Source organism: Streptomyces yongxingensis, assembly GCF_055597465.1.
Genome location: NZ_CM145717.1, coordinates 10,341,412 through 10,368,157, shown reverse-complemented (window position 1 = coordinate 10,368,157; position 26,746 = coordinate 10,341,412). Strand labels below are relative to the sequence as shown.

The window sequence follows — 26,746 nt, the reverse complement described above, 5'->3', positions numbered from 1 at the left end:
CGCAAAGAGCTGTTGTGGTCGGTCAACGGCACTCCCGCATCGCACAAGCGCTTGCGCATCACACAATCGAAGAGAAGGGGATCGCGATGGCGGTCACTCGCAGATCGTTACTGATCGCAGGCACCGCCGCCCCGATGGCCGGGGCACTTGTCACGGCCGGTCCCGCCCAGGCCGCCACCGCGTCCCGCGCCATGGGAGGACGGACCATCCCGCTCACGGACGGCTGGCGCTTCGCACTCGTCAACCCCGGCGGCATCACCGACCCGACCGGCGCGTACGAACACGCCCATGACCCGGCGTACGACGACTCGGCCTGGCGCGAGGTCGCGGTTCCGCACGACTGGAGCATCGAGCTCACCCCCACCACCGACCACGGCACCAGCGGCGGCACCGGCTTCCTGCCCGGCGGCCTCGGCTGGTACCGCACCACCTTCACGCTGCCGCGCGCCCTCGAGGGCAAGCGGATCTCCGTCGAATTCGACGGCGTCTACATGGACTCGTCCGTGTACTGCAACGGACGGCTCATCGGCGAGCACCCCTACGGATACACCGGCTTCGCCCTCGACCTCACCGAGGTGGCCCACACCGACGGCGCCACCCCCAACGTCCTCGCCGTCAAGGTGCGCAACCGGCTCCCCAGCAGCCGCTGGTACTCGGGCAGCGGCATCTACCGCCACGCCCGGCTCCAGGTCACCGACCCGGTCCATGTGGCCCGGTGGGGCACGTACGTCACCACCCCCGGCCTGGCCACCACCCTGCGCGCCGGGCATGCCACGGTGCGGGCGCGGACCCTGGTGGTCAACGAGTCGGACGGCCGGAAGCCGGTGACGGTGGTCTCCACGGTCAAGGACCCCGACGGGCACATGGTGGTCCAGGCACACTCCACCCTCACCGTCGGGGCGGGTGACTCCCGTACCGCCACCCAGGAGCTGCGGATCGACCGGCCGCGGCTGTGGTCGTTCGACACCCCGCGGCGCTATGTCCTGGAGACCGAACTGCGGGTGGGCCAGGACACCACCGACCGGTACCGCACCCCCTTCGGGCTGCGCCACGCCACCTTCGACCCCGACCGCGGATTCTCGCTGAACGGCCGGTACGCCAAGCTCCAGGGCGTCGATCTCCACCACGACCTGGGAGCGCTCGGCGCCGCCGTCAACGCCGACGCCGTGCTGCGCCAGCTGACCATCATGAAGAGCATGGGCGTCAACGCCCTGCGCACCTCGCACAATCCGCCCGCGCCGGAGGTGATCGAGGTCTGCGAGCGGCTCGGCATCGTGATGCTGGTGGAGGCGTTCGACTGCTGGCGCACCGGCAAGAACACCTATGACTACGGGCGCTTCTTCGACGAGCACTGCGAGGCGGACATCACCGAGATGGTGCGCGCCGCCCGCAACTCCCCCGCCGTCGTCATGTGGTCCATCGGCAATGAGATCCCCGACTCCACCAGCGCCCCGGGGCTGGGGATGGCCCAGCGGCTCATCGACGCCGTGCGCGCGGCCGATGACACCAGGCCCGTGGTGATCGGCTCGGACAAGTACCGCACGCTGCCCGCCGAGGGCTCCCCCGCCGATCTGATGCTGACCAAGCTGGACGGGCTGGGCCTCAACTACAACACCGCCGCCTCGGTGGACGCGCTGCACGCCCGCTATCCGCATCTGTTCCTCTTCGAGTCCGAGTCCTCCTCGGAGACCTCCAGCCGAGGCGCCTATCAGGAGCCCGAACACCTCAACACGGGCGAGAACCACACCCCCGGCAGGCGCGAGACCTCCTCTTACGACAACAACCTCGCCTCCTGGACGATGAGCGGCGAGTACGGGCTGAAGAAGGACCGGGACCGGAAGTTCTTCGCCGGGCAGTTCCTGTGGTCGGGCATCGACTACATCGGCGAGCCCACGCCGTACGACGTGTTCCCGGTGAAGGCGTCGTTCTTCGGCGCGGTGGACACCGCGGGCTTCCCCAAGGACATGTACCACCTCTTCAAGAGCCAGTGGACGAGCGAACCGATGGTCCATCTGGTCCCCATGGACTGGACCGGCCACCGGCCGGGCGAGACCGTGGAGGTGTGGGCCTACTCCAACGTCGCCACGGTGGAGCTGTTCCTGGACGGCCGATCGCTGGGCGTCCGCGAGTTCGACACCAAGAAGACCCCGGATGGCCGCGCCTACCTGGAGACCACCGAGCCGACCGGCGACGACAAGACCGTCACCTCCGGCCCCTACCCCGGCAGCTACACCAGCCCGGGCGGCAGCGCCGGAAAGCTCCACCTCACCTGGAAGGTGCCGTTCGCACCGGGCGAGTTGAAGGCCGTGGCCCGGCGCGGTGGCCGGGTGGTGGCCACCGATGTGCTGCGCACGGCGGGGCGCCCGCACACCGTACGGCTCACCCCCGACCGCGAGACCGTCGACGCCGACGGCCGCTCCCTGTGCTTCGTGACCGCCGAAGTCGTCGACGCCCACGGTGTGGTGGTGCCGGACGCCGACCATCTGATCGCCTTCAAGGTCACCGGAGGTTCCCTGGCCGGGGTCGACAACGGCCGCCAGGAGAGCGCCGAGCGCTATCAGGCGAGCACCCGCACCGCCTTCCACGGCAAGGCCCTGGCCATCGTCCGCGCCGGCACCGAGGCCGGGCCGCTGACCATCACCGCCCGCTCGGCGGGACTGCGCACCGCCACCGCCACCGTCCGGGCCACCGGCGGGACCTCGGAGCCGGTCACCCGCCCCACGCCGTTCGCACCCGACCCCGGCCCCGGCGCTCCCCGCCACCCACTGGCCGACGCCAGCTATTCGGGCGCGCCGACAACCCTGCCCTCGGCGATGCTGGACGGCGATCCGGCCACCGGCTGGTCCAACGCCTTCCACAAGCCCGCCACGGCGCTGCTCCCCGCCTTCGACGGCGCCCGCAAGGCCGACTGGGTCTCGGTGACCTGGAGCGGGAAGCGGCGGCTGCGCCGTGTCGAGGTGTCCTTCACCGTGGACGCCAAGCACACCCTGCCCGCCTCGATCGAGGTCTCGGCGTGGAACGGCCACGCGTACGTCCCGGTGCGCGGTGCGTCCATCACCTGGGCCACCGCCTCCGACACCCCGACCGTCATCACCTTCGACCCGGTGCGCACCTCACGGCTGCGGCTGGACCTCACCAGCCGTCATCCGGACGCGGCGGACGGCGCCCAGCGCATCGTCGCCCTCGAGGCCGGGGACGGCTGAGAAGGCGGCTGAGTGAGCGGCCGAGTCACACGCTGAGCCGCGCCACGCCGGACGGGTGGAAGCCTCCCGCGGCCGTTTGTCCGCGATACGAAGAGGGCACCCGACTTCTCCGACGTCGTGCTGGAGGCGAGATGACTCTTTCCCGTAGCCCGGTGACCCGTGCCTGGCGGCGGTGGCGACGGCCACGCGATCTGGAGGTGCCGCGCGGCGCCGTGGACGTCGAGGACGCCAACCGGCGGTTCCTGATGTACGGGGTGATGCCGCTGTGGTTCGTCCCGGCGGTGGCGGACTGGCTCATGCATCGCCGGACCAGGATCGAGGAGACGTCGGGCACGAAGGAGTCGGCGATCCACGCCCTGATGATGACGGAGGCCGGTGTCCCCGTGGCGATGGGGCTGCTGGCCCGGGTCAATCCGCTGGTGCTGTCGGTGATGGGCGGAGCGGCCGTCGCCCACGGCGCCACGGCGCTGTGGGATGTGAGCCTGGCCACCGGGGAGCGCGAGGTGCGCCCGGTGGAGCAGCACATCCACAGCTTCCTGGAGGTGCTGCCGCTGTCGGCGATGGCGTTCACCTGCTGTCTGCACTGGGACCAGGTCCGCGCGGCGCTGCGCGGCGGGGACCGGCCCGAGGACTGGAAGCTGCTGCCCAAGGACAACCCGCTGCCGGTGCGGTATCTGGCGGCCATCGGGCTCGGCATCGGCGCCTGTGTGGTGCTGCCCTACGCCGAGGAGATGCGGCGGTGCCTCAGGGCCGCCAAGGCAGTCAAGGCGGTGTGAGCCCATGCCGCGCACGCGAGCCGGTACGCGGGCACGATCCCGTACGCGGACGGGCGTGGCGGCCGAACCGCTGCCGTGTCCACGGGTCCTGGCGCCGGAGGCGCACGGGCCCGAACACGTCGCCGTCGACGCGGAGGGCCGGATCCTCACCGGAACCGCGGACGGGGCCGTCCGGCGGCTGACGCTGTCCCCGGACCATGAGCTCGTCCGCTCGGAGGTGCTCGCGCACACCGGTGGCCGGCCGCTGGGGCTCGTCCCCTGCCCCGACGGCGGGCTGCTGGTGTGCGACGCGCGGCGCGGGCTGCTGCGCGTCGGGCCGGACGACGGGTCCGTACGGGTGGTGGCCGACGAGGTGGACGGCCGGCCGCTGCGCTTCTGCAGCAATGTCGCCACGGCGGAGGACGGCACGGTGTACTTCACCGTGTCCAGCCGCCGCCACGGGCTGGAGGACTGGCTCGGTGACATCCTGGAGAACACCGCCACCGGGCAGCTGCTCCGGCTGCGGCCGGGCGGCCGGCCGGAGGTGGTGCTGGACGGGCTGCGGTTCGCCAACGGGGTCGCCCTCGCCGCCGACGAGTCGTATGTGGCCGTGGTCGAGAGCGGCGCCTACCGGATCAGCCGGCTGTGGCTGACCGGTCGCCGGGCGGGGACACGGGACCTTCTCCTCCGCGATCTGCCGGGCTTCCCGGACAACCTCACCCGCGGCCCCGACGGCGTCATCTGGGTGGCCATGGCCGCGCCGCGGGAGCCCGCCCTCGATCTGCTGCACCGCGCGCCCGCCGCGCTCAGAAGGGCGGCGGTGCCCGTCGTCACCCGGCTCCGCCCCCGCCCGCGGCGCACCGTGCGCGCCCTGGCGATCGGCCCCGACGGCCGGGTCGTCCGCCATCTGGTGCGGCGCCGGAGCCCGTACCGGATGGCCACGAGCGTGTGTGCGCTCGGCGGCCTCCTCGTCATGGGCAGCCTCCTCGAACGGGGCATCGCGGTCTGCCCGCTGCCACCGCCCCGGGAGGCCACCGGGACGGCTCACCCCCAGCCGGTGGAGTAGCCGCGGTACCGGCGCCGCCGGGGCCGGATGGTCAGGGTGGTCAGCAGCCCCACGAACCCCACCACGATGACGGCCAGACCGGGGCCGAAGCTCTGGGCGTACGCCACGACGTCGTCGAGCGTCGAGACGCCGTCGCCGGTCCCTGAGCTGCCGGAGGTGCCGGAGGCGATGGACGGGTTGGGGCTCTGGGCCTTGGCGCCCGGGATGGACACCCCGAGCGCGGTCAGCGCCTTGGTCACGGGCTGGAAGAAGGTCACCCCGCCCCGGTCGCAGTCGCCGCTGCCGCCGGAGGTGACGCCGAGCGCCACGCCCTGCGCGAAGAGCGGCCCCCCGCTGTCGCCGGGCTCGGCGCACACGGTGGTCTGGACAAGCCCGGTGACCGTGCCCTCGGGGTAGTTGACCGTCGCGTTGAGCCCGGTCACCTTGCCCGAGCGCAGCCCGGTGGTGCTGCCGCTGCGGAACACCTCCTGGCCCACGACCGGATCGGCCACACCGGTGACCCGCACCGTCTGGCCGCCACCGACGTTGACCACGCTGCTCTGGTCGAGCGAGGCGTCGTCGTAGCGGATCAGCGAGAAGTCATTGCCGGGGAAGCTGCTCTGGACCGTGGTGCCGATGCGGGTGGAGCCGGTGCCGTCGGTGAACCAGGGGGTGCCGTTGGGGCCGCAGTGTCCCGCCGTCAGGATGAAACCGGTCTGGCCGTTGGTCACGTTGAAACCGGCCGAACAGCGGCTGCCGTTGGTGAACATGGGCGAGGCACCGGCGGTCCTGGTGGTGAAGGAGCCCTCCGTCCGCTGCGCGCGGACCTCGCCGCCCACCTCCGCGGCGAGATCCTTCATCTTCGACCAGCGAGCGGTGGAGACGGTGCTGTCGCCGACCAGCACCACCTGGTTGGACTTGGGGTCCACCATCCAGGCGGTGCCCGCCACCCGGGGCGCCGAGCGCAGCTTCTCGGTCGCGGAGTCCAGGTCCGCCATGCTGTAGCGCACCCGTTTGGCGGTGGCCCCGGCCCGGCTGACCTCGTCCGCCGCCGTGTCGTCCGTGACCGCGACCACCGGGCGGCCGTCGGCGCCGATCCAGTTGCCCGCCGTACGGGAGGCGCCGAGCGCGGACACCAGCCGTCCGCCCACATCGTCCGCCCGGTCCGCACTCAGGGCTCTCGGACCGTCGCTTCCGGTCGTCCCGTGGGCCGATCCGCCCGGCCCGGCCTGCGAGACCATCACCCCGCCACAGACCAGTGCCCCGACAGCCGCGAACCGCACGACCCGGCGCACGCCGCGCCGCATGTGCTTCACCACCCTGTCTCCTTACGTCGATCCAGCCGGGGGCCTCGGACGGCGAAGGCCCACCCCCTCATACGTAAGGAAGCGACGTCCTGCTCACTCCCCGGACGTAAGCCGCGGATCCCCGTGGGGCGGCCCGCGGCTCCCGGGATCAGCGCCGGTCGCCGTAGCGCTTGCCGAGGAACCCCCCGACCAGGGCGGCCGTGCCGCCGCCGAGAATGGCCGCGCCCTGGGTGGCGGCGTCGTGGGCGAGGAAGTACGTGGCCACCCAGATGTACGCCACGACCGTGCCCGCGCCCAGCAGCGAGCCGAACGCCTGCAGCCCGGTGTGGACCCAGTCCATGCGGCGGCGGTGTTCACGCTCCCGCTGGAGCTCGGTGAGCATCCACTCCACCGTGCCGGGCCTGACCGCCTCCCACTCCTTGGCCTGTTCCACCGGCAGCCGGTCGCCCCAGGGCACCGCCGTCTCCGGCGGGCTGCCCGGCGCGGGGTTCTCACTCGTGTTCTCGGTCACGGAGCCTCCCCCGGGCGGTCCGGACGGGGGGCGGGGGCCGGGCCCGCCGCCCGTGGCGGAGGCGGACCGAGCGCGGTGAGGAAGTCGGCCATGTCCCGCTCCATCTCTCGCTCCACCGGACGTCGCGCCCGCCGGGCCGGGGGCTGGGGCACCGCCAGGGACGCCAGATACCCCTCGCGCAGCGCCTGCCAGGGCCCGGCGGGGCGGGCGGGCCCCTCCCCGGCGTCCGGGCGCAGGGCGTCGAGCCAGCGCGCCCGCCGGTCCCGCTGTCTGGCCGACGCGAAGCCGCGCGCCGCGAGCCCCAGCCACAGCAGGCCGAGACATCCGGGCCCCACCCATCCCGGAACGTCGTCCCAGGAGCCCGGGCTCAGCGAGGGCAGGGCCACCGCCCCCGACACGGCCAGGAGGACCCCCAGCACGACGGCGATCGGGGCGAGGCTTCCGGCGCCCGCGCGGCTCACCCGGGGGGCCGGCCGCATGGCTTCCGCGGCCCCCGCGGGGGCCGGGAGGACCACTGCCCCGGCCCCGGGGGCGGACATGGGCTCGCCCCGGGCCACCTCGCGAAGCAGCCCCTCGGTCTGCTCGGCCGTCAGCCGTTCTCCGGGGTCCTTGACCAGCAGCCCCTCGATCAGCGGCCGCAGCGGACCCGCGTATCTCATGGGCGGCGGCGGGTCGTTGAGCACAGCGCTCATCACCTCGGACACCGTGTCCCCCTCGAACGGTGCGTGGCCCTCGACGGCCTCGTACAGGGTCACGCCCAGGGACCACAGGTCGGCCTTGAGCGGCGCTTCTTCGGTCGCCGGGGAGGGCGGGGACGTGAAGCGCTCCGGTGCCATGTAGCGGGGTGTCCCGACCATCATGCCCTCGCGCTCGAAGACCAGGCCGAGATGGTCCACCAACACCGGGCTGCCGTCCGGGCGGAAGAGGATGTTCAGCGGTTTGACGTCCCCGTGGGCCATGCCCATCGCGTACAGCGCGCGTAATCCGCTCAGCGCCCCCAGGCCGATCCGGGCGATCTCGGGCACGTCCGGCCGCCCGTCCCACTCCCGCAGCCGGTCCGCCAGCGAACGCTGGTCGAGGCGCTCCATGACGATCCAGACCCGGCGGTCCCGCTGGGCCAGGTCGTAGAAGGCGGGCAGGTGCTCGTGCGCGGTCCCGGCGAGGAGGCGCACCTCATGGCGCAGCCGTTCGAGCCACCGCCGGTACTCCGCCGGGTCCGGATCCTCGACCGGGTGCAGCTCCTTGACGATGACCGGGCGGCCGGACGTCACATCGTAGGCGTCCCACACCGTGCTCAGGCCGCCCCTGCCCACGCGCCCGCGCAACTCGTACCGGCCGCCGATCACCGTCCCATGGGGCGACCCCGGACCGTTCCCCCGCTCATCCCCACCGGAGGTTCCCCCGGTCGTCATCCGCCTCCCCCTCCCCAGCCGACTGACGCCCACAGTAGGGCGTCGGCCGGGCCGGGCGAAGGGGGCCGTGCGCACGGACACGCGTGCGGTGGAGCACCGGGCCTCATGCGCCGCCCTTGCCGTAGGGCGCGCTGGTGAACACCACCCTGTCGTCGGTGCCGTCGGTCACCCAGAACCGTTGCGGCTTCTCCCCGTAGAGCGCGAAGAGCGGGTCCGGTCCCCAGGCCAGCACGATCTCGTCCTCGCCATCGTGGTCGAAGTCCCCGGCGCCGTAGAGCTTGACGGCGCGTCGCTTCTTCGGCACCTCGCGGCCGTCCACGCGGGCCGGGACGGTGCGGTCGAGGGTGCGGCGGTGGGCGATCTCTCCGGGGGCGTCCGGGCGGATCGTCAGCAGTTCGGTGCCACCGGTGCGCAGCGAGACGGCCAGTTCGTCGGTGCCGTCTCCATCGGTGTCGGCGGCGGCGAGCACATCGCCGCCCAGGGCGGGGATCCTGATCGGCTCGGGGGTCGATCCGGCCGTGCGTTTGGTGTACACGCTCACCGACCGGCTGACGTCCGCGGGTTCCGTCTCATAGCCCGGTTCGTCGTTGCGGCTGCCGGTGTCGGCGACCGCCACATCCCGCTTCCCGTCGCCGTCGAAGTCGCCGAAGGCGATCGCGTTGCCCTTGCGGAGGGTGCGGCCGGTGCTGGCGAGGCCGTCAGGACCCGCCGTGAGCAGCGCGGACTTCGTCTGGTCGGCGTCGCCCTGCTCGTGCACCACCAGATCGGTGGGGCGGTCGCCGTCGATGGCGTCGGCGTACAGCTCCGCGATCTGGCCGCTGGGGCCGAGGGGGTTGGCGTACGTCTCGGTGCGGGCCGCCCCGCCGTCGCGGCCGAACGGGCCGTACAGCACGTGGAAGTCCTTGCCGCTCTGGCGCACGGCGGCCAGATCGTGGTGTCCGTCCCCGTTGAAGTCGCCCGTCGCCAGGGGCCGCGAGCTCTCGAGGCCGTCGTCGGCGTCGGCCAGCCGCACCGGAGTGGCGGGGGTTCCCCGGCGTGGCCCGTCGGGGGCGCCCCAGGCGATGTAGGGCAGCGTCTGGGTGGTGATGTGCACGCGCTCGCTACTGGCCGGGTCGCGCTCCTTGGTGGCGGTGACGATCACATCGGCGTAGCCGTCGCCGTCGAGGTCGGCGGTGGTCGCGGAGTCCATCTCGCCCGCGGTGCCCTTCCACCCGGCGCCGGCGGGCAGGCCGAGGTCGTCACGGCCGAGCACGGTGCGGACGGCGGGGTCGGGGCCCTTCGCCGAGCCGTACACATAGGCGATACGGCGAAGGCCGCCGAGTCCCTCGTCGTCGGAGGCGATCGGGATTCCGAGCTCGGGGCGGCCGTCGCCGTTGAGGTCGTCCGCCAGCGCACTGCCCTTGCCCCGGGGGACGGGAGCGGTCGCGGTGGGGGTGACGACGGGGGAGGCCGTGCTCTGCCCGGCCCCGTCGCCGCCCTTGGTCTCATCATCGCCACCGCCACCGCCGCACGCGGTGAGCAGCACCAGCGCGGCGGCGCAGAGAGCGGCGGTGGCGGGCCGGAGCCTGGTGGTGGGGGATGCCATCAGGACACGACAGCGCATCCGGCGGTGACACGCCATCGGAGAGATCATTTCGTTACGGCGCGCTCCCCGCCAGCGGGTGTCCGCAGCGCAGATTCCACCGTCCCGCGCGGCCACTGAGCTCCGTCGCGGTCAGCGGGGCGACGTCCAGCCGCCAGAAGGCGGGCGCGGGAAGGCCGAGGGCGTGGACGAGCGCGGCCCGGACCACGGCCGGTTCCACGACGGCGAGCAGTCGCGGCTCACGGGCGGGGGCGTACGGTGCGGGCGGGGGCGGATCCTCCCGGCGCGTCTCACGTGCGGGGGCGGGTGGTGCCGGTTCCTCCCGCCGCGCCTCCAGCCAGGCCCCGATCCGCTCCACCAGCTCCAGCAGCGTTTCGCCGCCGTGCGGCGCCGCGGCCGGGTCGGACAGCCACGCCGCCACCTCCTCCGGCGCCTCCTGCCCCACCTCGTCCAGCGAACGGCCCCGCCAGTGGCCCACATCGAGGTCGCCCAGCTCCGGAGCCACGGCGGCGTCGAGCCCCAGGGCCGCGGCGGTACCGCGGCAGCGCTCGGAGGGTGCGGTGAACGCCATGTCGTGGTGGGGCAGCGTCGCGGCCGCCGCCGCGGCCCGGCGCAACCCGGCCGCGTCCGGCGGGGCGTCGTCGAACCGCACCTGCCGCAGCGCCGCGTTGACGGCGGGCGCGACCAAGGTGATCCGGACCACCCAGCCCCTCCTCATCCGCACCCTTCGCCCACGTGGAGGGCGCCTTCCGGGATCCGCGGCGGAGCCGCGGACGACCATCGCGCCCACCGTCTCATGAAGGAGACACCGGCGTGACCCGGGTGGCGGATCGCGCCACCCGGCAAGCGCAGCCGCGGATGCGCACGGCCGCGAACCCCGACACGGTGGAGATATCGGACATCACCGACCGAGTTGGGGTGCTGTGGTATGCGCGTGACCGGACTTGGGCATGCTGGGCTGTTCATCGAGACCGCGGCGGGGTCGGTGCTCTGCGATCCATGGGTCAACCCCGCCTTCTTCGGCTCCTGGTTTCCGTTCCCCGACAACACCGATCTGGACTGGGCGCACTACGGGCGGGCGGCGGACTATCTGTATGTCTCCCATCTCCACCGCGACCACTTCGACGCGGAGAACCTGCGCCGGAACGTGCGCAAGGACATCACCGTGCTGCTTCCGGCCTTCGCCACCGATGAGCTGGAACGCGAACTGAGCGCGCTCGGTTTCACCAACTTCCTCCGCGCCCCCTGCGGTACACCGGTCGAGCGCGACGGTCTGCGCATCATGATTACCGCGCTGACCGGCCCCGGGGACGGCCCCATCGGAGACTCCGCGCTCTCGCTGGACGACGGCCGGAGCGTGCTGCTCAACCAGAACGACGCCCATCCGCTGGACATCGCGGCGATCCGGGAGTTCGGCGAGGTGGACGCGTACTTCGTCCAGTTCTCCGGGGCCATCTGGTACCCGATGGTGTACCAGCTGCCGCTCTCCGCCAAGAAGGAGTTCGCCGCGCGCAAGCGGCAGGGGCAGTTCGACCGGGCGCTGCGCTACATCGACGCGGTGGAAGCCAAGCATGTGTTCCCCAACGCGGGCCCGCCGTGCTTCCTGGACGACGAGCTCTTCGAGCACAACGGCACCGGCCAGGACGGGGAGAGCATCTTCGTGGACCAGCTGGAGTTCCTGCGCCGGCTGGGCCGGGAGCGACCGCAGGTGGCGGCGCATCTGCTGCTGCCGGGGACGGTGGCGGAGCCGGAGGGCACCGCGTGCAAGCTCACCCACCGCTACACCGAGACGGAGATCGAGCACATCTTCGGCGAGAAGCCCGCGTACTTGCGGGAGTTCGCCCGTCGGCAGCAGCCCGCGCTCGCCACCGAACGCGCCTCACGGTCCCCCGCACTGCCGCGCGAGCGGCTGCTGGCCGAGTTGAAGCAGTGGTGGGAACCGCTGCTGACCAGGGCCGACCGGATCTGCGCGGGCGTCGGCGGCCCGGCGCGGCTGGACGTGGGCGAGGTGCCGATCGTGATCGACTTCCCGGCGCGGGAGGTCCGCCTCTGGGACGGTGAGCGCTGCCGCTACACACTGTCCACCTCGGCCGATCTGGTGGCCACCAACATCGAGCGGCGCGAGGTGGACTGGTCCAACAGCCTGTTGCTGTCGATGCGGTTCACCGCCAGCCGGGTCGGGCCGTACAACGAGTTCCTGTATGTGTTCTTCAAGTGCCTGTCGATGGAGCGCATCGAGTACGTGGAGAACTACTACGACTCCTGCCAGGACGACGGCCAGGACATCGTGCTGGACGGCTGGCGGGTGCAGCGGCGCTGTCCCCATCTGCGCGCCGACCTCGGCCGGTTCGGGCAGATCGAGGGCGAGGTGCTCACCTGCACCCTGCACGGCTGGCGCTACGACCTGAGCACGGGCCGCTGTCTGACCGCGGACGGACACGACATCCGCGCCTCGGCCGTGTCGTAATCGGCCGGACCGGGCCGTGGCGACGACCGCCGCCACGGCCCGGCGAGTTGCCCTGGAGCGCTCTTCAACTCCTAGCGTCGGCGCACGTCACCACACACGACCGACGCAAGGGGACCACCATGCGCTGCACACTGTTCGGCAGGACCGGGCTCCGGGTGAGCGAGCTGAGCCTGGGTGCCATGACCTTCGGCGAGGACTGGGGCTGGGGGGCCGCCAAGGAGACCAGCCGACGGCTGCTGGACCTCTACGCCGACGCGGGCGGCAACTTCATCGACACCGCCAACAACTACACCGGCGGCAGTTCGGAAACCATCCTCGGCGAGCTGCTCGAGGGCGGCCGTCGGGAGAGCTTCGTCCTGGCCAGCAAGTACACCTGCGCGACCCGCGCGGGCGATGTGAACGCGGCGGGCAACCACCGCAAGAACCTGGTGCGTTCGGTGGAGGACAGCCTGGAGCGGCTGCGCACCGACCGCCTCGATGTCCTGTGGGTGCACGCCCGGGACAACTTCACCCCCGTCGAGGAGGTGATGCGGGCGCTCGACGATCTGGTACGGGCCGGAAAGGTGCTGTACATCGGGGTGTCCGACTGGCCCGCCTGGGAGATCGCCCAGGCCAACACGCTCGCCGAGCTGCGTGGCTGGACCTGCTTCGCGGGCTCACAGCTGCGCTACAACCTGCTGGAGCGCACCCCCGAGCGCGAACTCCTCCCCCAGGCGCGCGCCTTCGATCTGGCCGTGCTGGCGTGGGGCCCGCTCGCGGGCGGCAAGCTCACCGGTAAGTACCGCCGCGGTGAGCCGGGACGCCTGACCAACCATGCCACCTGGGACGACCGGACGGAACACAACGAGGAGGCCACCATCACCGCGGTACTGGAGATCGCCGAACAGGGCGGCTGGACCCCGGCCCAGGTGGCGCTGGCCTGGCTGCGCGGCCGCCCCGGCACCGTGGTCCCGATCGTCGGCGTCACCCGGGAGTCCCAGCTCGCCGACGCCCTCGGATCCGTCGGCGTCCGGCTCGACGCCGCCGCGGTGGCACGGCTGGACGAGGTCAGCGCGGTGCCGCTGGGCTTCCCGCATGACTTCGTACGGGACCCGGGCATCACCGAGAACATCTACGGCGATCGCTGGGCCGACATCGACGACCGCCGCTCCACCCACCGCCGCGCCACGAGCGGAATCCTCTAGGGGTGCCCGACGGATCGTGACGCCTGCGGCGGGCCGCTCCGCTCCCCGCCCCGGGGCCCGGGCCGGGGAGGGGACATCATCGCTATGCGGCTCCGCCGCGTGGTCCGCCGGACACCCCGTAGGAGCGCGTTCGGCGGCAGCGCGCGCCGCGCCCTGGTGGCACGGGCCGTCCCTACGATGGGTGGGGCCAGCGACGACCGGTAGACAGGAGCGATCCGCCATGCCCGAGGCCCCGAAGCCGACCGGCTCCCCCGCCCGCCAGAACGTCACCTTCCCCAGCGCTGGAGCCACCGCGCACGGCTATCTTGCGCTCCCGCCGTCCGGGCGGGGCCCCGGGTTGATCGTCATTCAGGAGTGGTGGGGCCTGGACCACCACATCGCCGATGTCACCGGCCGGCTGGCCCGCGAGGGCTTCGTCGCGCTGGCGCCCGATCTGTACGGGGGCAGCGTCGCCCATAACGCCGACGAGGCGTACCGGATGATGCGGGAACTGCCGGTGGGGCGCGGAGTCGAGCTGCTCTCCGGGGCGGTGGACCATCTCCTCGGCCGGCCCGAGGTCACCTCCGCCACCGTGGGGGCGGTCGGGTTCTGCATGGGCGGTGGCTTCGTGCTGTATCTGGCCGCCGCCGATTCCCGGGTCAGCGCGGCGGTGCCCTTCTACGGCGTCATCCAGGGCGACCTGCCGGACTTCTCAGGACTGCGGGCCGACATCCTGGGCCATTTCGGGGAGAACGACAACACCATTCCGCTGGACGGTCTGGAGCGGCTGCGCCGGGTCATGCGGGAGGAGTCCGGCGTGGAGCCGGATTTCCGGCTCTACCCCGCGGGTCACGCCTTCTTCAATGACGAGCGCCCGTCCTATCACGCGGAATCCGCGGCCTCCGCCTGGCGGAGCACGCTGGGCTTCCTGCACCAGCGGCTGGACTGACGAAATCGGCTTGCGCCGGAAAGGGCCTTAAGTCTTCATGAAGCCTTAAGGCCCTTTTAAGGTCGGGTCCGGAAACCCACCACCGTTCAATTCTCAACCACATTTCCCCGAAAAATTTCTGCCCAGCCCTGAGACGACTCCGGCATCCGCCCGTATGGCATGGCGGACAGCTCGAAAAGGAGTCGACATGACACGCAAAAGGACACTCAGCGGCAAGAAGAAGCTCGGCCTGCTGATCGGTTCGCTGGCGCTGGCGGGCACCGGCGCCGGGGTGCTGGCCGCCACCAGCAATGCCAGCACCGAGGGCGCGGCGCAGTCCTCGACGGCTTGCGCCGGGCTGGAGCAGGCGCTGGCCAACAACGAGAAGTTCATCGCCGATCAGCAGGCCGATCCGGATGCGCAGTCACAGGCGCGGATAGCCAACCGGCAGGCCGTCATCGAGGAGATCAAGCGGAAGCAGCAGGCTTCGGGCTGCGCCGCCGATGAGGCCGCGGGACAGGCGGAGGGGGCCGCGGGACAGGACGAGGCAGCGGCCCAGGCCGGGGGCGGCGCCTCCGCATCGGCCTCCGCATCGGCGGGAGCCTCGGACTCCGGTGCCAGTGACGCCGGCGCCTCGGGCGAGGTCGTCTGCGCGGGGTCGACCGTCACCCTGTCCGGCGAGGGCGGGGCCCCGGCCGCCTCCAGCAATGAGTTCCCGGTCGGCACCAAGCTCAAGGTGACCAATCTCGACAACGACAAGTCGACAACCGTCTCCGTCACCTCGACCTCGGGCAGCTGCGCCCTGCTCAACAACGCCGCCTTCGAGCAGGTCCGTGAGCCGGGCAAATTCCTGATCCGCAACGCGCGCATCGAGCGCGTGGGCTGAACCGGCCACACCGGCCGTCGCGCGGCGGCCGGTGTGCCGCGGGGGTGCGCACCGGCCGTTCGGCGGTCCGTCCCGCACAGGCGCGAACCGCCGATCTGACCGCCATGTCCGACTGTGACCGGTATCGCAGGGTGAGACCGCCGCACCTGGGTACCCGCCCGCCATGGACAGAAATGAGCAGCCAATGCTCACTCCCGATCTGCCGCCGGTCGTCGACGTTCCGGACCTGACCTTCTCTCCTCAGGGACGTCACTCCGATGAGTCGAAGCGCGCGGCGGAGCGGAACGGTGACAAGGAAACCCCCACCTCCGCCCCCACCCCCTCCCCCGACCGGCGCCGCTTGGCGGCGTGACGGACGAACCCCAGCTCGCGACCGATCCCCTCGCGTCGCCGCCCCGACGGCCGGAGCCGCCGGGATGATCTCGCGCACTCCCCGTGTTGACCATCGGCACGGGGAGACGCAAGGCGAGTTTTCGCACACGAGAAGAGGGGACGGACATCATGCCGTTGCAGGGTGAGTACGAGCCGAGCCCGGAGAAGTTCGTACGCGATCAGGTCGAGCTGATCGAGAGCTCCGGTGGCACCGAGGGAACGACCATGCGGGGCATGCCCGTGGTCGTCCTGACGACGCTGGGCGCGAAGAGCGGAAAGATCCGCAAGACCCCGCTGATGCGGGTGGAGCACAACGGCACCTACGCCGTCGTCGCCTCGCTGGGCGGCTCCCCCAAGCATCCGGTCTGGTACTACAACATCCTGGCCGACCCGCGGGTCGAGCTCCAGGACGGCCCGCTGCGGCAGGACATGACCGCGCGCGAGGTCACCGGCGAGGAGAAGGCCCGGTGGTGGGAGCGCGCGGTCGAGGCGTACCCGGACTACGCCGACTACCAGACGAAGACCGACCGCCAGATCCCGGTCTTCGTGCTGGAGCCGGCCGCCACCGCGCACTGACCCGCGGGTCCCGGCGCGCCCCAGCGCGCCGGGCGCCTGTGGATCACCGGAAGCCCCCCATGTGACCGACGTCAAAGCATGCCTGTTTGATAGATCGGGTATCCGGGAGCCGACCCGGTATCCGTACCCAAGGAAGTGCGCCACATGACCGCGACAGACAAATCAGACTTCGCGCCGATTTACGACAGCCTCGTGGCGGAGCACGGCGACGTCCCCGCGGAGGCCCGGGAGGCGGCCGAGGAAATCCAGCGCGAGGCCGCCGAGGCCCTGGACTGGAGCAAGGTGCGCGGCGGCGGCTGACGCGCTCCGGCCCCGTCGCCCGGGGCCACCGTATCCGGCTCCGTGAGCGGCCGTCCGTCATCTGCCCGGAAGGCCGCTCGACACCCCTCACCTTCGATAAGCTGCTGATGACGCACTGTGCTTGACGGCGTCGACACTTATCTCACGAGGGGAAACAGTTGACTACAGGGGTCGAGACTTTCGAGTTTCAGGTCGAGGCACGACAGCTTCTGCAGTTGATGATCCATTCGATCTACTCGAACAAGGACGTCTTTCTGCGCGAGCTCATCTCCAACGCGTCCGACGCGCTGGACAGACTGCGCCTCGAATCGCTCCGCGACGAAAACCTTCAGGCGGACACCTCTGATCTCCACATCACCATCGAGATCGACCAGGAGTCGCGCACGCTGACCGTCCGCGACAACGGCATCGGCATGTCGCACGAGGGGGTCGTGGAGCTCATCGGCACGATCGCGAACTCCGGCACCGCGAAATTCCTCAAGGAGCTGCGGGAGTCGAAGGACGCGGCCGCCTCCGCGGATCTCATCGGGCAGTTCGGGGTGGGCTTCTACTCCAGCTTCATGGTGGCCGACGAGGTGACCATGGAGACCCGTCACGCCGGGGAGAGCCAGGGCACCCGCTGGGTCTCCAGCGGCGAGGGCACCTACACGATCGAGCCGGTCGACGACGCCCCCCAGGGCACCTCCGTGACGCTGAAGCTCAAGCCGGAGGACACCGAGGACCACCTCTACGACTACGCCTCGCCCTGGAAGATCCGGGAAATCGTCAAGCAGCACTCGGACTTCATCACCTGGCCGATCAGGATGGCCCCCGTCCAGGCCCCGGCCACGACGGACGAGGCGGAGCAGGCGGAGGAGGGTGACGAGAAGGCGCCCGAGCTCGAGACCGTCAACTCGATGAAGGCGCTGTGGGCCCGTCCCAAGGACGAGGTCACCGACGAGGAATACCACGAGTTCTACAAGCACATCAGCCATGACTGGGCCGACCCGCTCGAGACCATCCGCATGCAGGCGGAGGGCACGTTCGAATACCAGTCGCTGCTGTTCATTCCGGCCCGCGCACCGCAGGACCTGTATATGCAGGACCGCAAGCGGGGTGTGCAGCTCTATGTGAAGCGCGTCTTCATCATGGACGACTGCGAAGCCCTGATGCCGGAATACCTCCGCTTCGTCAAGGGCGTGGTGGACGCCGCGGACCTCTCGCTGAACGTCTCGCGGGAAACCCTTCAGCAGGACCGCCAGATTCAGCTGATGCGGCGGCGCCTGGTGAAGAAGGTGCTCTCGACGGTGAAGGACATCATGTCCTCCGACGCGGAGCGCTACGCGACCTTCTGGAAGGAATTCGGCCGCGTTCTCAAGGAAGGTCTGCTCAGCGATCTGGAGAACCGCGAGGCGATCCTCGAGGTGTGTTCGTTCGCCTCGACCCATGACGCCGAGCAGCCGACCACGCTGCGCGGTTACGTCGAGCGCATGAAGGACGGGCAGGAGCACATCTACTACATGACCGGCGAGTCCCGGTCGATCGTGGAGAGCTCGCCCCATATGGAGGCGTTCCGGGACAAGGGCTTCGAGGTGCTCCTCCTCACCGACCCCATCGACGAGCTGTGGGTCGACGCGGTGCCGGAGTTCGACGGCAAGCAGCTCCGTTCCATCGCCAAGGGGCAGGTGGACCTCGACTCGGAGGAAGAGAAGGACGAGGAGGCGGAGGCCGAGCGGGAGCAGCGGCAGAAGGACTTCGCCGAGCTGCTCTCCTGGATGACGTCGACGCTGAGCGAGCAGGTCAAGGAGGTGCGGCTGTCCTCGCGGCTGACCACCTCCCCGGCCTGCATCGTCGGGGACACCTTCGATGTCACCCCGGCCCTGGAGAACATCTACCGCTCCATGGGCCAGAACCTGCCCCAGATCAAGCGCATCCTGGAGCTGAACCCCACCCATCCGCTGGTCAGCGGGTTGCGCAAGGCCCACGCCGAGCGCAAGGACGACAGCGGTCTCGCGGAGACGGCCGAGCTGCTCCACAGCATGGCGCTGCTCGCCGAGGGCGGTGAGCTGAGCGATCCGTCGCGCTTCATCAAACTGGTGGCGGAGCGGGTGCAGCAGACGCTGTAGCCACGCCGCCGTGAAGCACAGCGGGGCGGGCCCACTCGGGGCCCGCCCCGCGGGCGTTCGTCACCTTTTCACGCTCGTCATCGTGTGCGGCAGGCCGCCGCGGAGGCGTCGATCAGCTGCCGCAGCGCGCCGTGGTAGACCTCGTGGTCGGTCAGCGCGGGCAGGACGACGTCCAGGTTTCCGGTGAGGGCCGGGAAGTCCTCGGGGTCCAGCGCGGCGAGCGCGGTGCGCGCGGCGGTGCGCACCTGCTTCGCGTTGCGGTGGTCGACGAAGGCGACGGCGCCGAGGGTGAGCAGATACAGCCGCCGGTAGACCCGGATCGCCGCCTCGGGGGTCATTCCGGCGGCGATGCTGTGCGCCAGCTGCGGCTCCACGAGGCGGCTCAGCAGATGCGGGCCCCACCAGGCGCGGCCCGAGCGCAGCGCCACCAGCCCGGGGTGCTCGATCAGCACCTCGTAGAACGCGCGGAAGCGGGCCTCGGTGGCGGTGGCCCAGCCCTGGTCCTGCCCCACCAGCGGCATCCGCGCGGCCAGCCGGTCCGCGCACGCGTTCACCAGACCGTCGAAGTCGCCGCAGCGGCGGAAGACCGTGGCATGGGAGACCCCCAGCAGCTGCGCCACCCGGCGGAAGCTCAGCGCCTCGGCCCCCTCGTCGTCGACGACGGTCAGGGCGGCCTCGGCGATGGCCTCCAGGGTGGGCTGGTCGGCTCGGTCCCGGTTGTTTCGCACGGGCCGAGCGTACCAGTGGTTGTTACAGTGTTTCAGTGACTGTTTCCATTGAGGACGTAACCGCCGCGGCCCAGCGGGTCGCGGGACATATCCGGCCCGTGGCGCTCGCGCCGGTGGAGCAGGGGGCGTGGGGCGCCGCCGAGGGATGGCTGGCCCTGGAGTTCCTCCAGCACACGGGCACCTTCAAGGCGCGGGGCGCGTTCAACTTCATCAGGGCCCACCGGGAGGCGGGCACCCTGCCGGACGCGGGTGCCGTCATCGCCTCGGGCGGAAACGCGGGGCTCGCGTGCGCCTGGGCGGCCGCCCAGCACTCCGTGCCCGCCACCGTGTTCGTGCCCGAGACCGCGCCCGCGGTGAAGGTGGACCGGCTGCGCCGGCTCGGCGCCGAGGTCCATCAGATCGGCACCGAGTACGCCGACGCGCGCGATGCCGCCCAGAAGCACGCCGCCGAGACCGGCGCCCTGCTGTCGCACGCCTACGACCACCCGCTGATCGCCGCCGGGGCGGGCACCGTCATGGAGGAGATCCTCCAGGCCCGGCCCGACCTGGACACCGTGGTGGTGGCGGTCGGGGGCGGCGGGCTGTTCACCGGCGTCGCGGTGTCCGCCCTGGAGCACGGAGTGGGGGTCGTCGCCGTGGAGCCGTACGGCTGCCGGGCGCTGAACGCCGCCCTGGAGGCCGGTGCGGTGGTCGACGTCCCGGTGGACTCGGTGGCGGCGGACTCGCTCGGGGCCCGCCATGTGTCCTCGGCCGCCCTGGAGTGGGCCCGTAAGGACGGGGTGCGGTCCGTCCTGGTGTCCGACGAGGCGATCGTCTCCGCGCGCCGGGCGCTGTGGGACGACCGCAGGATCGCGGTCGAGCACGCGGCGGCCACGGCGCTGTCCGCCCTGACCTCCGGCGCGTACCTGCCGCGGCCCGGGGAGAAGGTCGCGGTGCTCCTCTGCGGCGCCAACACCGACCCCGCGGACCTCACCCACGGCCGCTGAGCGCTCCGCGGGAAGTGGCGCCATGCGTCGTTGGCCGACTACGGCGCCGTCGTGGCTGGTCGCGCCCGCGCGGCGGAGCCGCACATCGACACAGCCCCGCGCCCCTTCGGGGCGCTGCCCGAACCGTAGCGGACTTCCTCCGACCTGCTTGGCAGTTCGACACGGCCGGACGCGCCCGTACGGCAGCCTGACCGGATGCCGTGCGGGCGCCGCCCAGCCGCCCACCACGGCCGGCTACGCGCCGTCGTACGCCGCCTGAAGCGCGGCGATGTCGAGCTTGCCCATCTTCATCATCGCCTCGGTGGCCCGCTTGGCCTTCTGCGGGTCCGCGTCGGCGATCATGTCGATCAGGACGGTGGGGACGACCTGCCAGGACACCCCGAACTTGTCCTTCACCCAGCCGCAGGGACCCTCTTCGCCGCCCTCGGAGAGCTTGCTCCAGTAGTAGTCCACCTCGTCCTGGTCCGCGCAGTGGACCTGGAAGGAGATGGCCTCGTTGAAGGTGAACTCCGGCCCGCCGTTGAGCCCCACGAACTTGTGTCCGTTGGCCTCGAACTCGACGGTCAGCACGCTCCCCGCCGGGCCGCCGGGCTCGGCCCCGGTGTAGTGGGTGATCCGTCCGAGCCTGGAGTTCTTGAAGATCGAGACGTAGTGCTGCGCCGCCTCTTCGGCGCGGCCGTCGAACCACAGACACGTGGTGAATCCGTCGCTGGCCATCGGTACCTCCTGCGTTGGGGAGCGTGTACCCCTATAGACCGCTCCCCCTCCGGGAACTCATCGGTCCTCGGCCGACCCGTTTTCCGTGAGGTAGTGGTGCAGCCGGCAGGAGCCCTCGAGCATCGCCGTGGCGCGCTGGGCGAGCCCCTCCTGACGTCGGGCGATGACCGTGCGCAGGGCCTCGCTGCCGCCCGTGCGGCGCAGGCCCTCGAGGACGGGGCGGATCTGGGGCAGCGGATAGCGGACCCGCCGCAGCAGGTCGATCATCCGGGCGTCCCGGACGTCGGACGGCCCGTAGACGCGGTAGCCGGTGCTCCGGTCGCGCCGCGGGCGCAGCAGACCGGCGGACTCCCACACCCGCAGGGCCGAGGTGCGCACCCCCAGACGGGCGGCCACCTCGCCGATGCGCAGCGGCCCGGAGCGTGACGGCACCGCGGCGTCCGGGGTCTGCTCGGCGACCGCTTCGAGCGCCTTCCCCGCCGCTTCCAGGGAGAGCCGCTGGTCATGGAGCGCGGCATGGCCGGCGTTGACCAAGGTGAGCGCCAGGGCGATGTCCTCGTCGTGGACGGCCCGCATGACCGCGCGGGCGGTCTCCGCGCCGTACCCCGGCATCAGGGCCCGGTAGGTCACCAGGGCTCTGCGGTGGCGGTCGTCGAGTCTGCGGTATCCGGCCGGGGTGCGGGCGGCCGGGGGCAGGATGCCCGCGTCGACGTAGTTGCGGATCTGCTGGGTGGAGACACCCGCCATACGGGCCAGATCGACGGGGCGCAGGGCGGCGTCCGTACGGCTCACGGTTCGTCACCTTCAGGTCGAGGGTTCACGGGTGAGTTGAAGGTTAGCGTCGGCTCTATCCCGGTGCATCCGGCGGAGGTTGGGCAGAAGGCCGGGAAAAGTCTCAACGAGCACTTCAATGAAACACTTGAAGGCATGGATGTCAGCGAAATCAAGGTCCGTGGCGCCAGGGAAAACAACCTCCAGGGCGTGAGTGTGAACATTCCCAAGCAGCGGCTCACGGTCTTCACCGGTGTCTCCGGATCCGGTAAGTCCTCGCTCGTCTTCGACACCATCGCCGCGGAGTCGAGGCGGCTGATCAATGAGACCTATACGGCGTTCGTCCAGAACTTCATGCCGACGCTCGGCCGTCCGGACGTCGACTCGCTGCGGAATCTGAGCGCGGCGATCGTCGTGGACCAGGAGCCGATGGGCGCCAATTCCCGTTCCACCGTGGGCACCGCCACCGATGCCCACACCCTGCTGCGGATTCTGTTCAGCCGGATCGGCAGCCCCTACGTCGGCCCTCCCCTCGCCTTCAGCTTCAACACCGCCGAGGGCATGTGTCCGCGGTGCGAGGGGCTCGGCCGGGTCACCGACATCGACATCGGCCAACTCATCGACAGGGAGAAGTCGTTGAAGGAGGGGGCGATCACCGTCCCCGGATTCGAGGTGGACAGCTGGCATTGGCAGGTTATGGCGGCCTCCGGCCTTTTCGACCCCGATACCAAGCTCCGGGACTACACCCCGGCCCAGTGGGAGGACTTCCTCCACAAACCGGCCACCAAGATCAGGGCGGGGAAGAACAACCTCACCTACGAGGGGCTGGTGACCAAGGTCCGCCGGCAGTACCTGGCGAAGGACCGGGAGACGATGCAGCCGCGCATGCGCGCGTTCGCCGACCGGGCCATGACCCTGGCCGAGTGCCCCGAGTGTGAGGGCGCGCGGCTGTGCGAGGCCGTCCGGTCCTGCCGGATCGACGGCCGCTCCATCGCGGACTGCTCGGCCCTGCAGATCAGCGATCTGGCGGAGTTCGTGCGCGGGATCCGGGACGATTCCGTCGGGCCGGTACTGGAGAGCCTGCGCGCGCTCCTCGACTCACTGGTCGAGATCGGCCTGGGATATCTGAGTCTGGACCGGGAGTCCGGCACCCTGTCCGGCGGCGAGGCCCAGCGGGTGCGGATGGTCCGGCACCTGGGCTCCAGCCTCACCGATGTCACCTATGTCTTCGACGAGCCCACGGTGGGTCTGCACCCGCATGACATCGAGCGCATGAACCGGCTGCTGCTCCAACTGCGGGACAAGGGCAACACGGTGCTGGTCGTGGAGCACAAACCGGAGACCATCCGCATCGCCGACCATGTGGTGGACCTGGGGCCCGGCGCCGGAGTGGCGGGCGGACGCATCTGCTACCAGGGCGACCTGGCGGGCCTGCGCGCCTCCGACACCCTGACCGGGCGCTATCTGGACCACCGGGTGCGGCTGCGGGAGAAGGTGCGGCAGCCCACCGGGCAACTGCCGGTCCGGGGCGCCCGGTTGCACAATCTGCGGGATGTGAGCGTGGACATCCCGCTCGGTGTGCTCACCGTCGTCACCGGTGTCGCCGGATCGGGCAAGAGCTCCTTGATCCACGGGTCGCTGTCCGGACGGGAGGAGGTGATCGTCGCGGACCAGTCGGCGATCCGTGGCTCCCGTCGCAGCAACCCGGCCACCTATACGGGGCTCCTCGATCCGATCCGGACGGCGTTCGCCAAGGCCAACCGCGTCAAACCGGGGCTGTTCAGCGCCAATTCGGAGGGCGCCTGCCCGCGGTGCAAGGGCATCGGGCTGATCTACACCGATCTCGCCATGATGGCCGAGGTGGCCTCGGTGTGCGAGGACTGCGAGGGGAAGCGGTTCCGGCCCGAGGTGCTGACGTACCGGCTGCGCGGGCGGAACATCAGCGATGTCCTGGGCATGTCGGTGGCCGAGGCGCGGGAGTTCTTCACCACCGGCCAGGCCCGGGTGATCCTGGACCGGCTGGCCGCGGTGGGGCTGGGCTATCTGGCGCTGGGCCAGCCGCTCACCACGCTCTCCGGGGGTGAGCGCCAGCGGCTGAAGCTGGCCATCCACATGGCGCGGAGCGGCACGACGTACGTCCTGGACGAGCCGACCACCGGACTGCACCTCGCCGATGTGAACCAGTTGCTCGCCCTGCTCGACCGGCTTGTCGACACGGGCAACACGGTCGTCGTCATCGAGCACCACCAGGCCGTGATGGCCCATGCGGACTGGATCGTCGACATGGGCCCGGGGGCGGGGCACGACGGCGGTCAGGTGGTGTTCACCGGCACCCCCGCCGACCTCGTGGACAATGGCGGCTCCCTCACCGCCGTCCACCTGCGCGACTACGTCAAGCAGGCGTGAGCCCCCGCCCTGGTGGTCCCGTCGGCGGGACCACCGGGGCGGCACGGCGCGTCAGGGCGCGGGCGGGGGCGCTGGAGCGCCCGCGGGCGGCGGGATCTTGGCGTAGGCGGCCGTGGTGGTGCCCGCCTCCGCGGGCGCCACCGCGCTCTCGCGCGGCATCAGGGCGTCGCGCGCCGCGCCCGGGTCCCAGCCGGTGTCGACCACCCGCTTCTGCACCAGGATCGCGGCCCCGAGGACCGCGAGGCCGAGCAGCACGATGACCACGAGCCCGGCGGCGCCACCGGCCTTGCCCGCGTTGCCGATGAGTGCGCCGAACCAGCCGAAGTCGGCGTCGCCGAAGGTGGTGTTCTGGTCGCCGAACGCGCCGAGCACCTTGAGCAGCAGGGCGGGGAGGAAGGTGATGAGCAGCCCGTTGAGGAACGCCCCCACCACCGCGCCGCGCCGGCCGCCGGTCGCGTTGCCGTAGACCCCGGCCGCGCCGCCGGTGAAGAAGTGCGGCACCAGACCGGGCAGCACCAGGGCGAGGCCGAAGGCCGGATTGAAGACCCAGGTGAGCAGGGCCAGGCCGATCAGCCCGCCGGTGAAGCTGGAGATGAAGCCGATCAGCACCGCGTTCTGCGCGTACGGGAAGACGATGGGCGCGTCCAGCGCGGGCAGGGCGCCGGGGACGACCTTCTGGGCGATCCCCTGGAAGGCGGGGACCAGCTCACCGAGGATCGTGCGGACGCCGAAGAGGATCACCGCGACCGCGATGCCGAACTGGAGCCCCTGCATCACGGACTGCATCAGATAGTTGCCGGTGTCGGTGGCCACGGCGCCGCCGGTGCCCGTGGCGAACGCCTTGAAGGCGGTCTTCTGTCCCTCCTTGACGAGCAGCAGGACCGCCATGACCAGGTAGATCAGCAGCATCGACAGGGCGGTGGCCACCATCGAGTCGCGCAGGAAGCGCAGCCCCTCGGGGAGCTTCATCTCCTCGGTGGAGCGGCTGCGCTTGCCGACCACCCTTCCGGCCGCGCCCGCCACGATGTACCCGGCCGTGCCGAAGTGGCCGATGGCGACGGTGTCGCTGCCGGTCACGCGCTTGGTCCAGGGGTGGGCGAAGGCGGGCATCGCGACCAGCATGATGCCCAGCAGCACACCGCCGACGGCCACCACGGCGATGGTCGAGCGGCCGCCGCTCGCCAGGACCACCGTCAGCAGCGTGGCCATGAAGAGCATGTGGTGCCCGGTCAGGAAGACATAGCGGAGCGGGGTGAACCGGGCCACCAGCAGGCTGACCACGAAGCCCAGGATCATCAGCCAGGCGACCCGTGAGCCGAACTGGTCCTGGGCGATGCCGACGATGGCCTCGTTGGTGGGGATGACGCCGTGGGCGCCGGTGACGCCCTGGATCATGGTGCCCAGCGGGGCGAGGGAGTCGGTGACCAGCCCCGCTCCCGCGCCGATCAGCAGAAAGCCGAGGGTCGCCTTGATGGCGCCGCCGATGATCTGCCCGGTGCTCTTCTTCATCGCGATGAGTCCGACGGCGGTGATGATGCCGATCAGATACGCGGGCTCGCTCAGAATCTCATTGACGAGAAACGTGGCAAGGGTGACAAACCAGCCCATGGTGCTTCCTCTGTCCCCGTCGTTCAGACGTCGTACGTGTCCCGGAGCACCGCGTCCACCTCGGCGGTGCTGGTGAAGTCCTGGACGACCTTCACGGGCCGTCCCACATCCCCCAAAGTCCTGGCGATCTCGCGGGAGGTGAGCAGGGCCACGGCCTCGGACGCCTTGCCCTTCGCGGAGATGGTGTCGGTGGCCTCCACGGTGACGAACCTCGACCAGCCCCAGCGGTCCAGCACCTGCTCCAGGGTGTTCTTGAGGAACAGGCTGGTGCCCACGCCGTTGCCGCAGACGGTGAGGATCTTGTGCAGCGAGTCCGCCCGGGGCTCGGAGGGTTCAGGGGTGGTGGAGGGTTCGGACTTCTCGGGGCCGCCCTCCGGCCGCTCCCCGGCCAGTACGGCGTGCAGCGCCTCCGGGGTGGGCGCGGCCGCGAGGGCGGCCGCCGTGTCGGGGTCACCCAGGAGCCGCGCCAGGCTCGCCATCGCGGAGGTGTGCGCCGCGGAATCCTGGGCGGCCAGGGCGACGACGAGGGTGACGGGGTCGTTGGACTCATGCCCGAATTCCACGGGCTCGGCGAGCCGGACCCAGGACATCCCGGTGGACAGCACCGCAGGGGACGGCCGGGAGTGGGCGAAGGCCACGCCCGGCGCGATGACGATGTACGGCCCGTTCTCCTCGACGTTGGCGACCATCTCGCGGGTGTACTCGTCGGTGGTGGCTCCCGTTTCCACCATCAGACGGCCGGCGGCGCCTATCGCCTCACGCCAGTCGGCCGCCCGTACATCGAGCCGGACGGCCTCGACGGGGAGTAGGTCTTTCAGGTCTTCCATGCAGGTCATCATGCCTGACATGGCTCTGTCATACAGCCCCAGGGGGCGGCTGTCCGCGGCCCCCGGAGGCGAAAGCGGAGTGACGGCCTCC

23 protein-coding genes are annotated in these 26,746 nt (G+C 71.2%); 13 read left to right on the top strand and 10 right to left on the bottom strand.

All coding sequences use genetic code 11. From position 1 onward, the window contains the following. Nucleotides 1-86: 86 nt before the first annotated feature. The 3 genes from ACZ6TD_RS43795 to ACZ6TD_RS43785 all read left to right on the top strand — a co-directional run bounded on the left by ACZ6TD_RS43795 (nt 87) and on the right by ACZ6TD_RS43785 (nt 5,024). Nucleotides 87-3,203, top strand: coding sequence for a glycoside hydrolase family 2 TIM barrel-domain containing protein (locus ACZ6TD_RS43795; protein WP_471347229.1), 3,117 nt, complete (start codon nt 87-89; stop codon nt 3,201-3,203). Between the two features lie 131 nt (nt 3,204-3,334). Then, on the top strand, nt 3,335-3,979 hold the full coding sequence (locus ACZ6TD_RS43790) for a diguanylate cyclase (protein WP_471347228.1): 645 nt from the start codon (nt 3,335-3,337) through the stop codon (nt 3,977-3,979). A gap of 4 nt (nt 3,980-3,983) precedes the next feature. Beyond that, a complete protein-coding gene (locus tag ACZ6TD_RS43785) occupies nt 3,984-5,024 on the top strand; it encodes an SMP-30/gluconolactonase/LRE family protein (protein ID WP_471347226.1) in 1,041 nt (346 codons plus the stop codon). Here the strand turns inward: ACZ6TD_RS43785 and ACZ6TD_RS43780 are convergent. The 5 genes from ACZ6TD_RS43780 to ACZ6TD_RS43760 form a co-directional block, all read right to left on the bottom strand. Next, entirely contained in the window at nt 5,003-6,319 is a 1,317-nt protein-coding gene (locus tag ACZ6TD_RS43780) for a S1 family peptidase (RefSeq protein ID WP_471358593.1), read from the bottom strand. The two genes, ACZ6TD_RS43785 and ACZ6TD_RS43780, sit on opposite strands and share 22 nt — an antisense overlap. Before the next feature lie 139 nt (nt 6,320-6,458). Further along, the gene (locus ACZ6TD_RS43775; RefSeq protein WP_413812112.1) at nt 6,459-6,821 is read right to left on the bottom strand and encodes a hypothetical protein; all 363 of its coding nucleotides are present in this window, start codon (nt 6,819-6,821) and stop codon (nt 6,459-6,461) included. Beyond that, entirely contained in the window at nt 6,818-8,233 is a 1,416-nt protein-coding gene (locus ACZ6TD_RS43770; RefSeq protein ID WP_471347224.1) for a serine/threonine-protein kinase, read from the bottom strand. Before ACZ6TD_RS43770 ends, ACZ6TD_RS43775 begins: the two co-directional genes overlap by 4 nt. Before the next feature lie 103 nt (nt 8,234-8,336). Beyond that, entirely contained in the window at nt 8,337-9,818 is a 1,482-nt protein-coding gene (locus tag ACZ6TD_RS43765; protein ID WP_471347222.1) for an FG-GAP repeat domain-containing protein, read from the bottom strand. Nucleotides 9,819-9,870: 52 nt separating this feature from the next. Then, complete coding sequence (locus ACZ6TD_RS43760; protein ID WP_471347220.1) at nt 9,871-10,533, bottom strand: histidine phosphatase family protein; 663 nt, start codon at nt 10,531-10,533, stop codon at nt 9,871-9,873. 210 nt (nt 10,534-10,743) lie between these two features. On the opposite strand from ACZ6TD_RS43760, the gene ACZ6TD_RS43755 reads away from it, so the two are divergent. The 8 genes from ACZ6TD_RS43755 (at nt 10,744) to htpG (ending at nt 18,612) form a co-directional block, all read left to right on the top strand. Next, nucleotides 10,744-12,282, top strand: a complete 1,539-nt coding sequence (locus tag ACZ6TD_RS43755; protein WP_471347218.1) for a Rieske 2Fe-2S domain-containing protein — start codon at nt 10,744-10,746, stop codon at nt 12,280-12,282. 119 nt (nt 12,283-12,401) lie between these two features. Beyond that, nucleotides 12,402-13,466 carry an aldo/keto reductase gene (locus tag ACZ6TD_RS43750; protein WP_471347216.1) on the top strand — a complete coding sequence of 355 codons (1,065 nt, stop codon included), beginning with the start codon at nt 12,402-12,404 and terminating at the stop codon, nt 13,464-13,466. Between the two features lie 220 nt (nt 13,467-13,686). After that, nucleotides 13,687-14,394, top strand: coding sequence for a dienelactone hydrolase family protein (locus ACZ6TD_RS43745; RefSeq protein ID WP_471347215.1), 708 nt, complete (start codon nt 13,687-13,689; stop codon nt 14,392-14,394). Nucleotides 14,395-14,581: 187 nt separating this feature from the next. Continuing rightward, nucleotides 14,582-15,259: a hypothetical protein gene (locus ACZ6TD_RS43740; RefSeq protein WP_471347213.1), complete on the top strand. Its 678-nt coding sequence runs from the start codon at nt 14,582-14,584 to the stop codon at nt 15,257-15,259. A gap of 184 nt (nt 15,260-15,443) precedes the next feature. Further along, complete coding sequence (locus ACZ6TD_RS43735) at nt 15,444-15,611, top strand: hypothetical protein (protein WP_471347211.1); 168 nt, start codon at nt 15,444-15,446, stop codon at nt 15,609-15,611. Nucleotides 15,612-15,760: 149 nt separating this feature from the next. Beyond that, the gene (locus ACZ6TD_RS43730; protein WP_471347210.1) at nt 15,761-16,207 is read left to right on the top strand and encodes a nitroreductase family deazaflavin-dependent oxidoreductase; all 447 of its coding nucleotides are present in this window, start codon (nt 15,761-15,763) and stop codon (nt 16,205-16,207) included. A 144-nt stretch (nt 16,208-16,351) separates the two neighbouring features. Further along, the gene (locus ACZ6TD_RS43725; RefSeq protein WP_413812102.1) at nt 16,352-16,507 is read left to right on the top strand and encodes a hypothetical protein; all 156 of its coding nucleotides are present in this window, start codon (nt 16,352-16,354) and stop codon (nt 16,505-16,507) included. Between the two features lie 218 nt (nt 16,508-16,725). Then, nucleotides 16,726-18,612 carry a molecular chaperone HtpG gene (gene htpG / locus ACZ6TD_RS43720; protein ID WP_471347208.1) on the top strand — a complete coding sequence of 629 codons (1,887 nt, stop codon included), beginning with the start codon at nt 16,726-16,728 and terminating at the stop codon, nt 18,610-18,612. A gap of 77 nt (nt 18,613-18,689) precedes the next feature. Here the strand turns inward: htpG and ACZ6TD_RS43715 are convergent, their stop codons facing one another. After that, a complete protein-coding gene (locus tag ACZ6TD_RS43715) occupies nt 18,690-19,340 on the bottom strand; it encodes a TetR/AcrR family transcriptional regulator (protein ID WP_471347206.1) in 651 nt (216 codons plus the stop codon). A 35-nt stretch (nt 19,341-19,375) separates the two neighbouring features. Between ACZ6TD_RS43715 and ACZ6TD_RS43710 the strand changes: the two genes are divergently transcribed. Next, nucleotides 19,376-20,326 carry a serine/threonine dehydratase gene (locus tag ACZ6TD_RS43710; RefSeq protein WP_471347204.1) on the top strand — a complete coding sequence of 317 codons (951 nt, stop codon included), beginning with the start codon at nt 19,376-19,378 and terminating at the stop codon, nt 20,324-20,326. Between the two features lie 234 nt (nt 20,327-20,560). Here ACZ6TD_RS43710 and ACZ6TD_RS43705 read toward each other — a convergent pair whose 3' ends face one another. Together ACZ6TD_RS43705 and ACZ6TD_RS43700 are read right to left on the bottom strand one after the other, a co-directional pair. Beyond that, the gene (locus tag ACZ6TD_RS43705) at nt 20,561-21,043 is read right to left on the bottom strand and encodes a VOC family protein (protein WP_471347202.1); all 483 of its coding nucleotides are present in this window, start codon (nt 21,041-21,043) and stop codon (nt 20,561-20,563) included. A gap of 57 nt (nt 21,044-21,100) precedes the next feature. Continuing rightward, nucleotides 21,101-21,835, bottom strand: a complete 735-nt coding sequence (locus ACZ6TD_RS43700; protein ID WP_471347200.1) for a MerR family transcriptional regulator — start codon at nt 21,833-21,835, stop codon at nt 21,101-21,103. Between the two features lie 135 nt (nt 21,836-21,970). On the opposite strand from ACZ6TD_RS43700, the gene ACZ6TD_RS43695 reads away from it, so the two are divergent. Continuing rightward, nucleotides 21,971-24,220 (top strand): ATP-binding cassette domain-containing protein, encoded by a 2,250-nt coding sequence (locus ACZ6TD_RS43695; protein WP_471347198.1) that lies wholly within the window; start codon nt 21,971-21,973, stop codon nt 24,218-24,220. A gap of 51 nt (nt 24,221-24,271) precedes the next feature. Here ACZ6TD_RS43695 and ACZ6TD_RS43690 read toward each other — a convergent pair whose 3' ends face one another. Both ACZ6TD_RS43690 and ACZ6TD_RS43685 read right to left on the bottom strand, forming a co-directional pair. Continuing rightward, nucleotides 24,272-25,828, bottom strand: coding sequence for a PTS ascorbate transporter subunit IIC (locus tag ACZ6TD_RS43690; RefSeq protein WP_471347196.1), 1,557 nt, complete (start codon nt 25,826-25,828; stop codon nt 24,272-24,274). A 23-nt stretch (nt 25,829-25,851) separates the two neighbouring features. Further along, nucleotides 25,852-26,655, bottom strand: coding sequence for a PTS sugar transporter subunit IIAB (locus ACZ6TD_RS43685; RefSeq protein WP_471358590.1), 804 nt, complete (start codon nt 26,653-26,655; stop codon nt 25,852-25,854). Between the last annotated feature and the right edge of the window lie 91 nt (nt 26,656-26,746).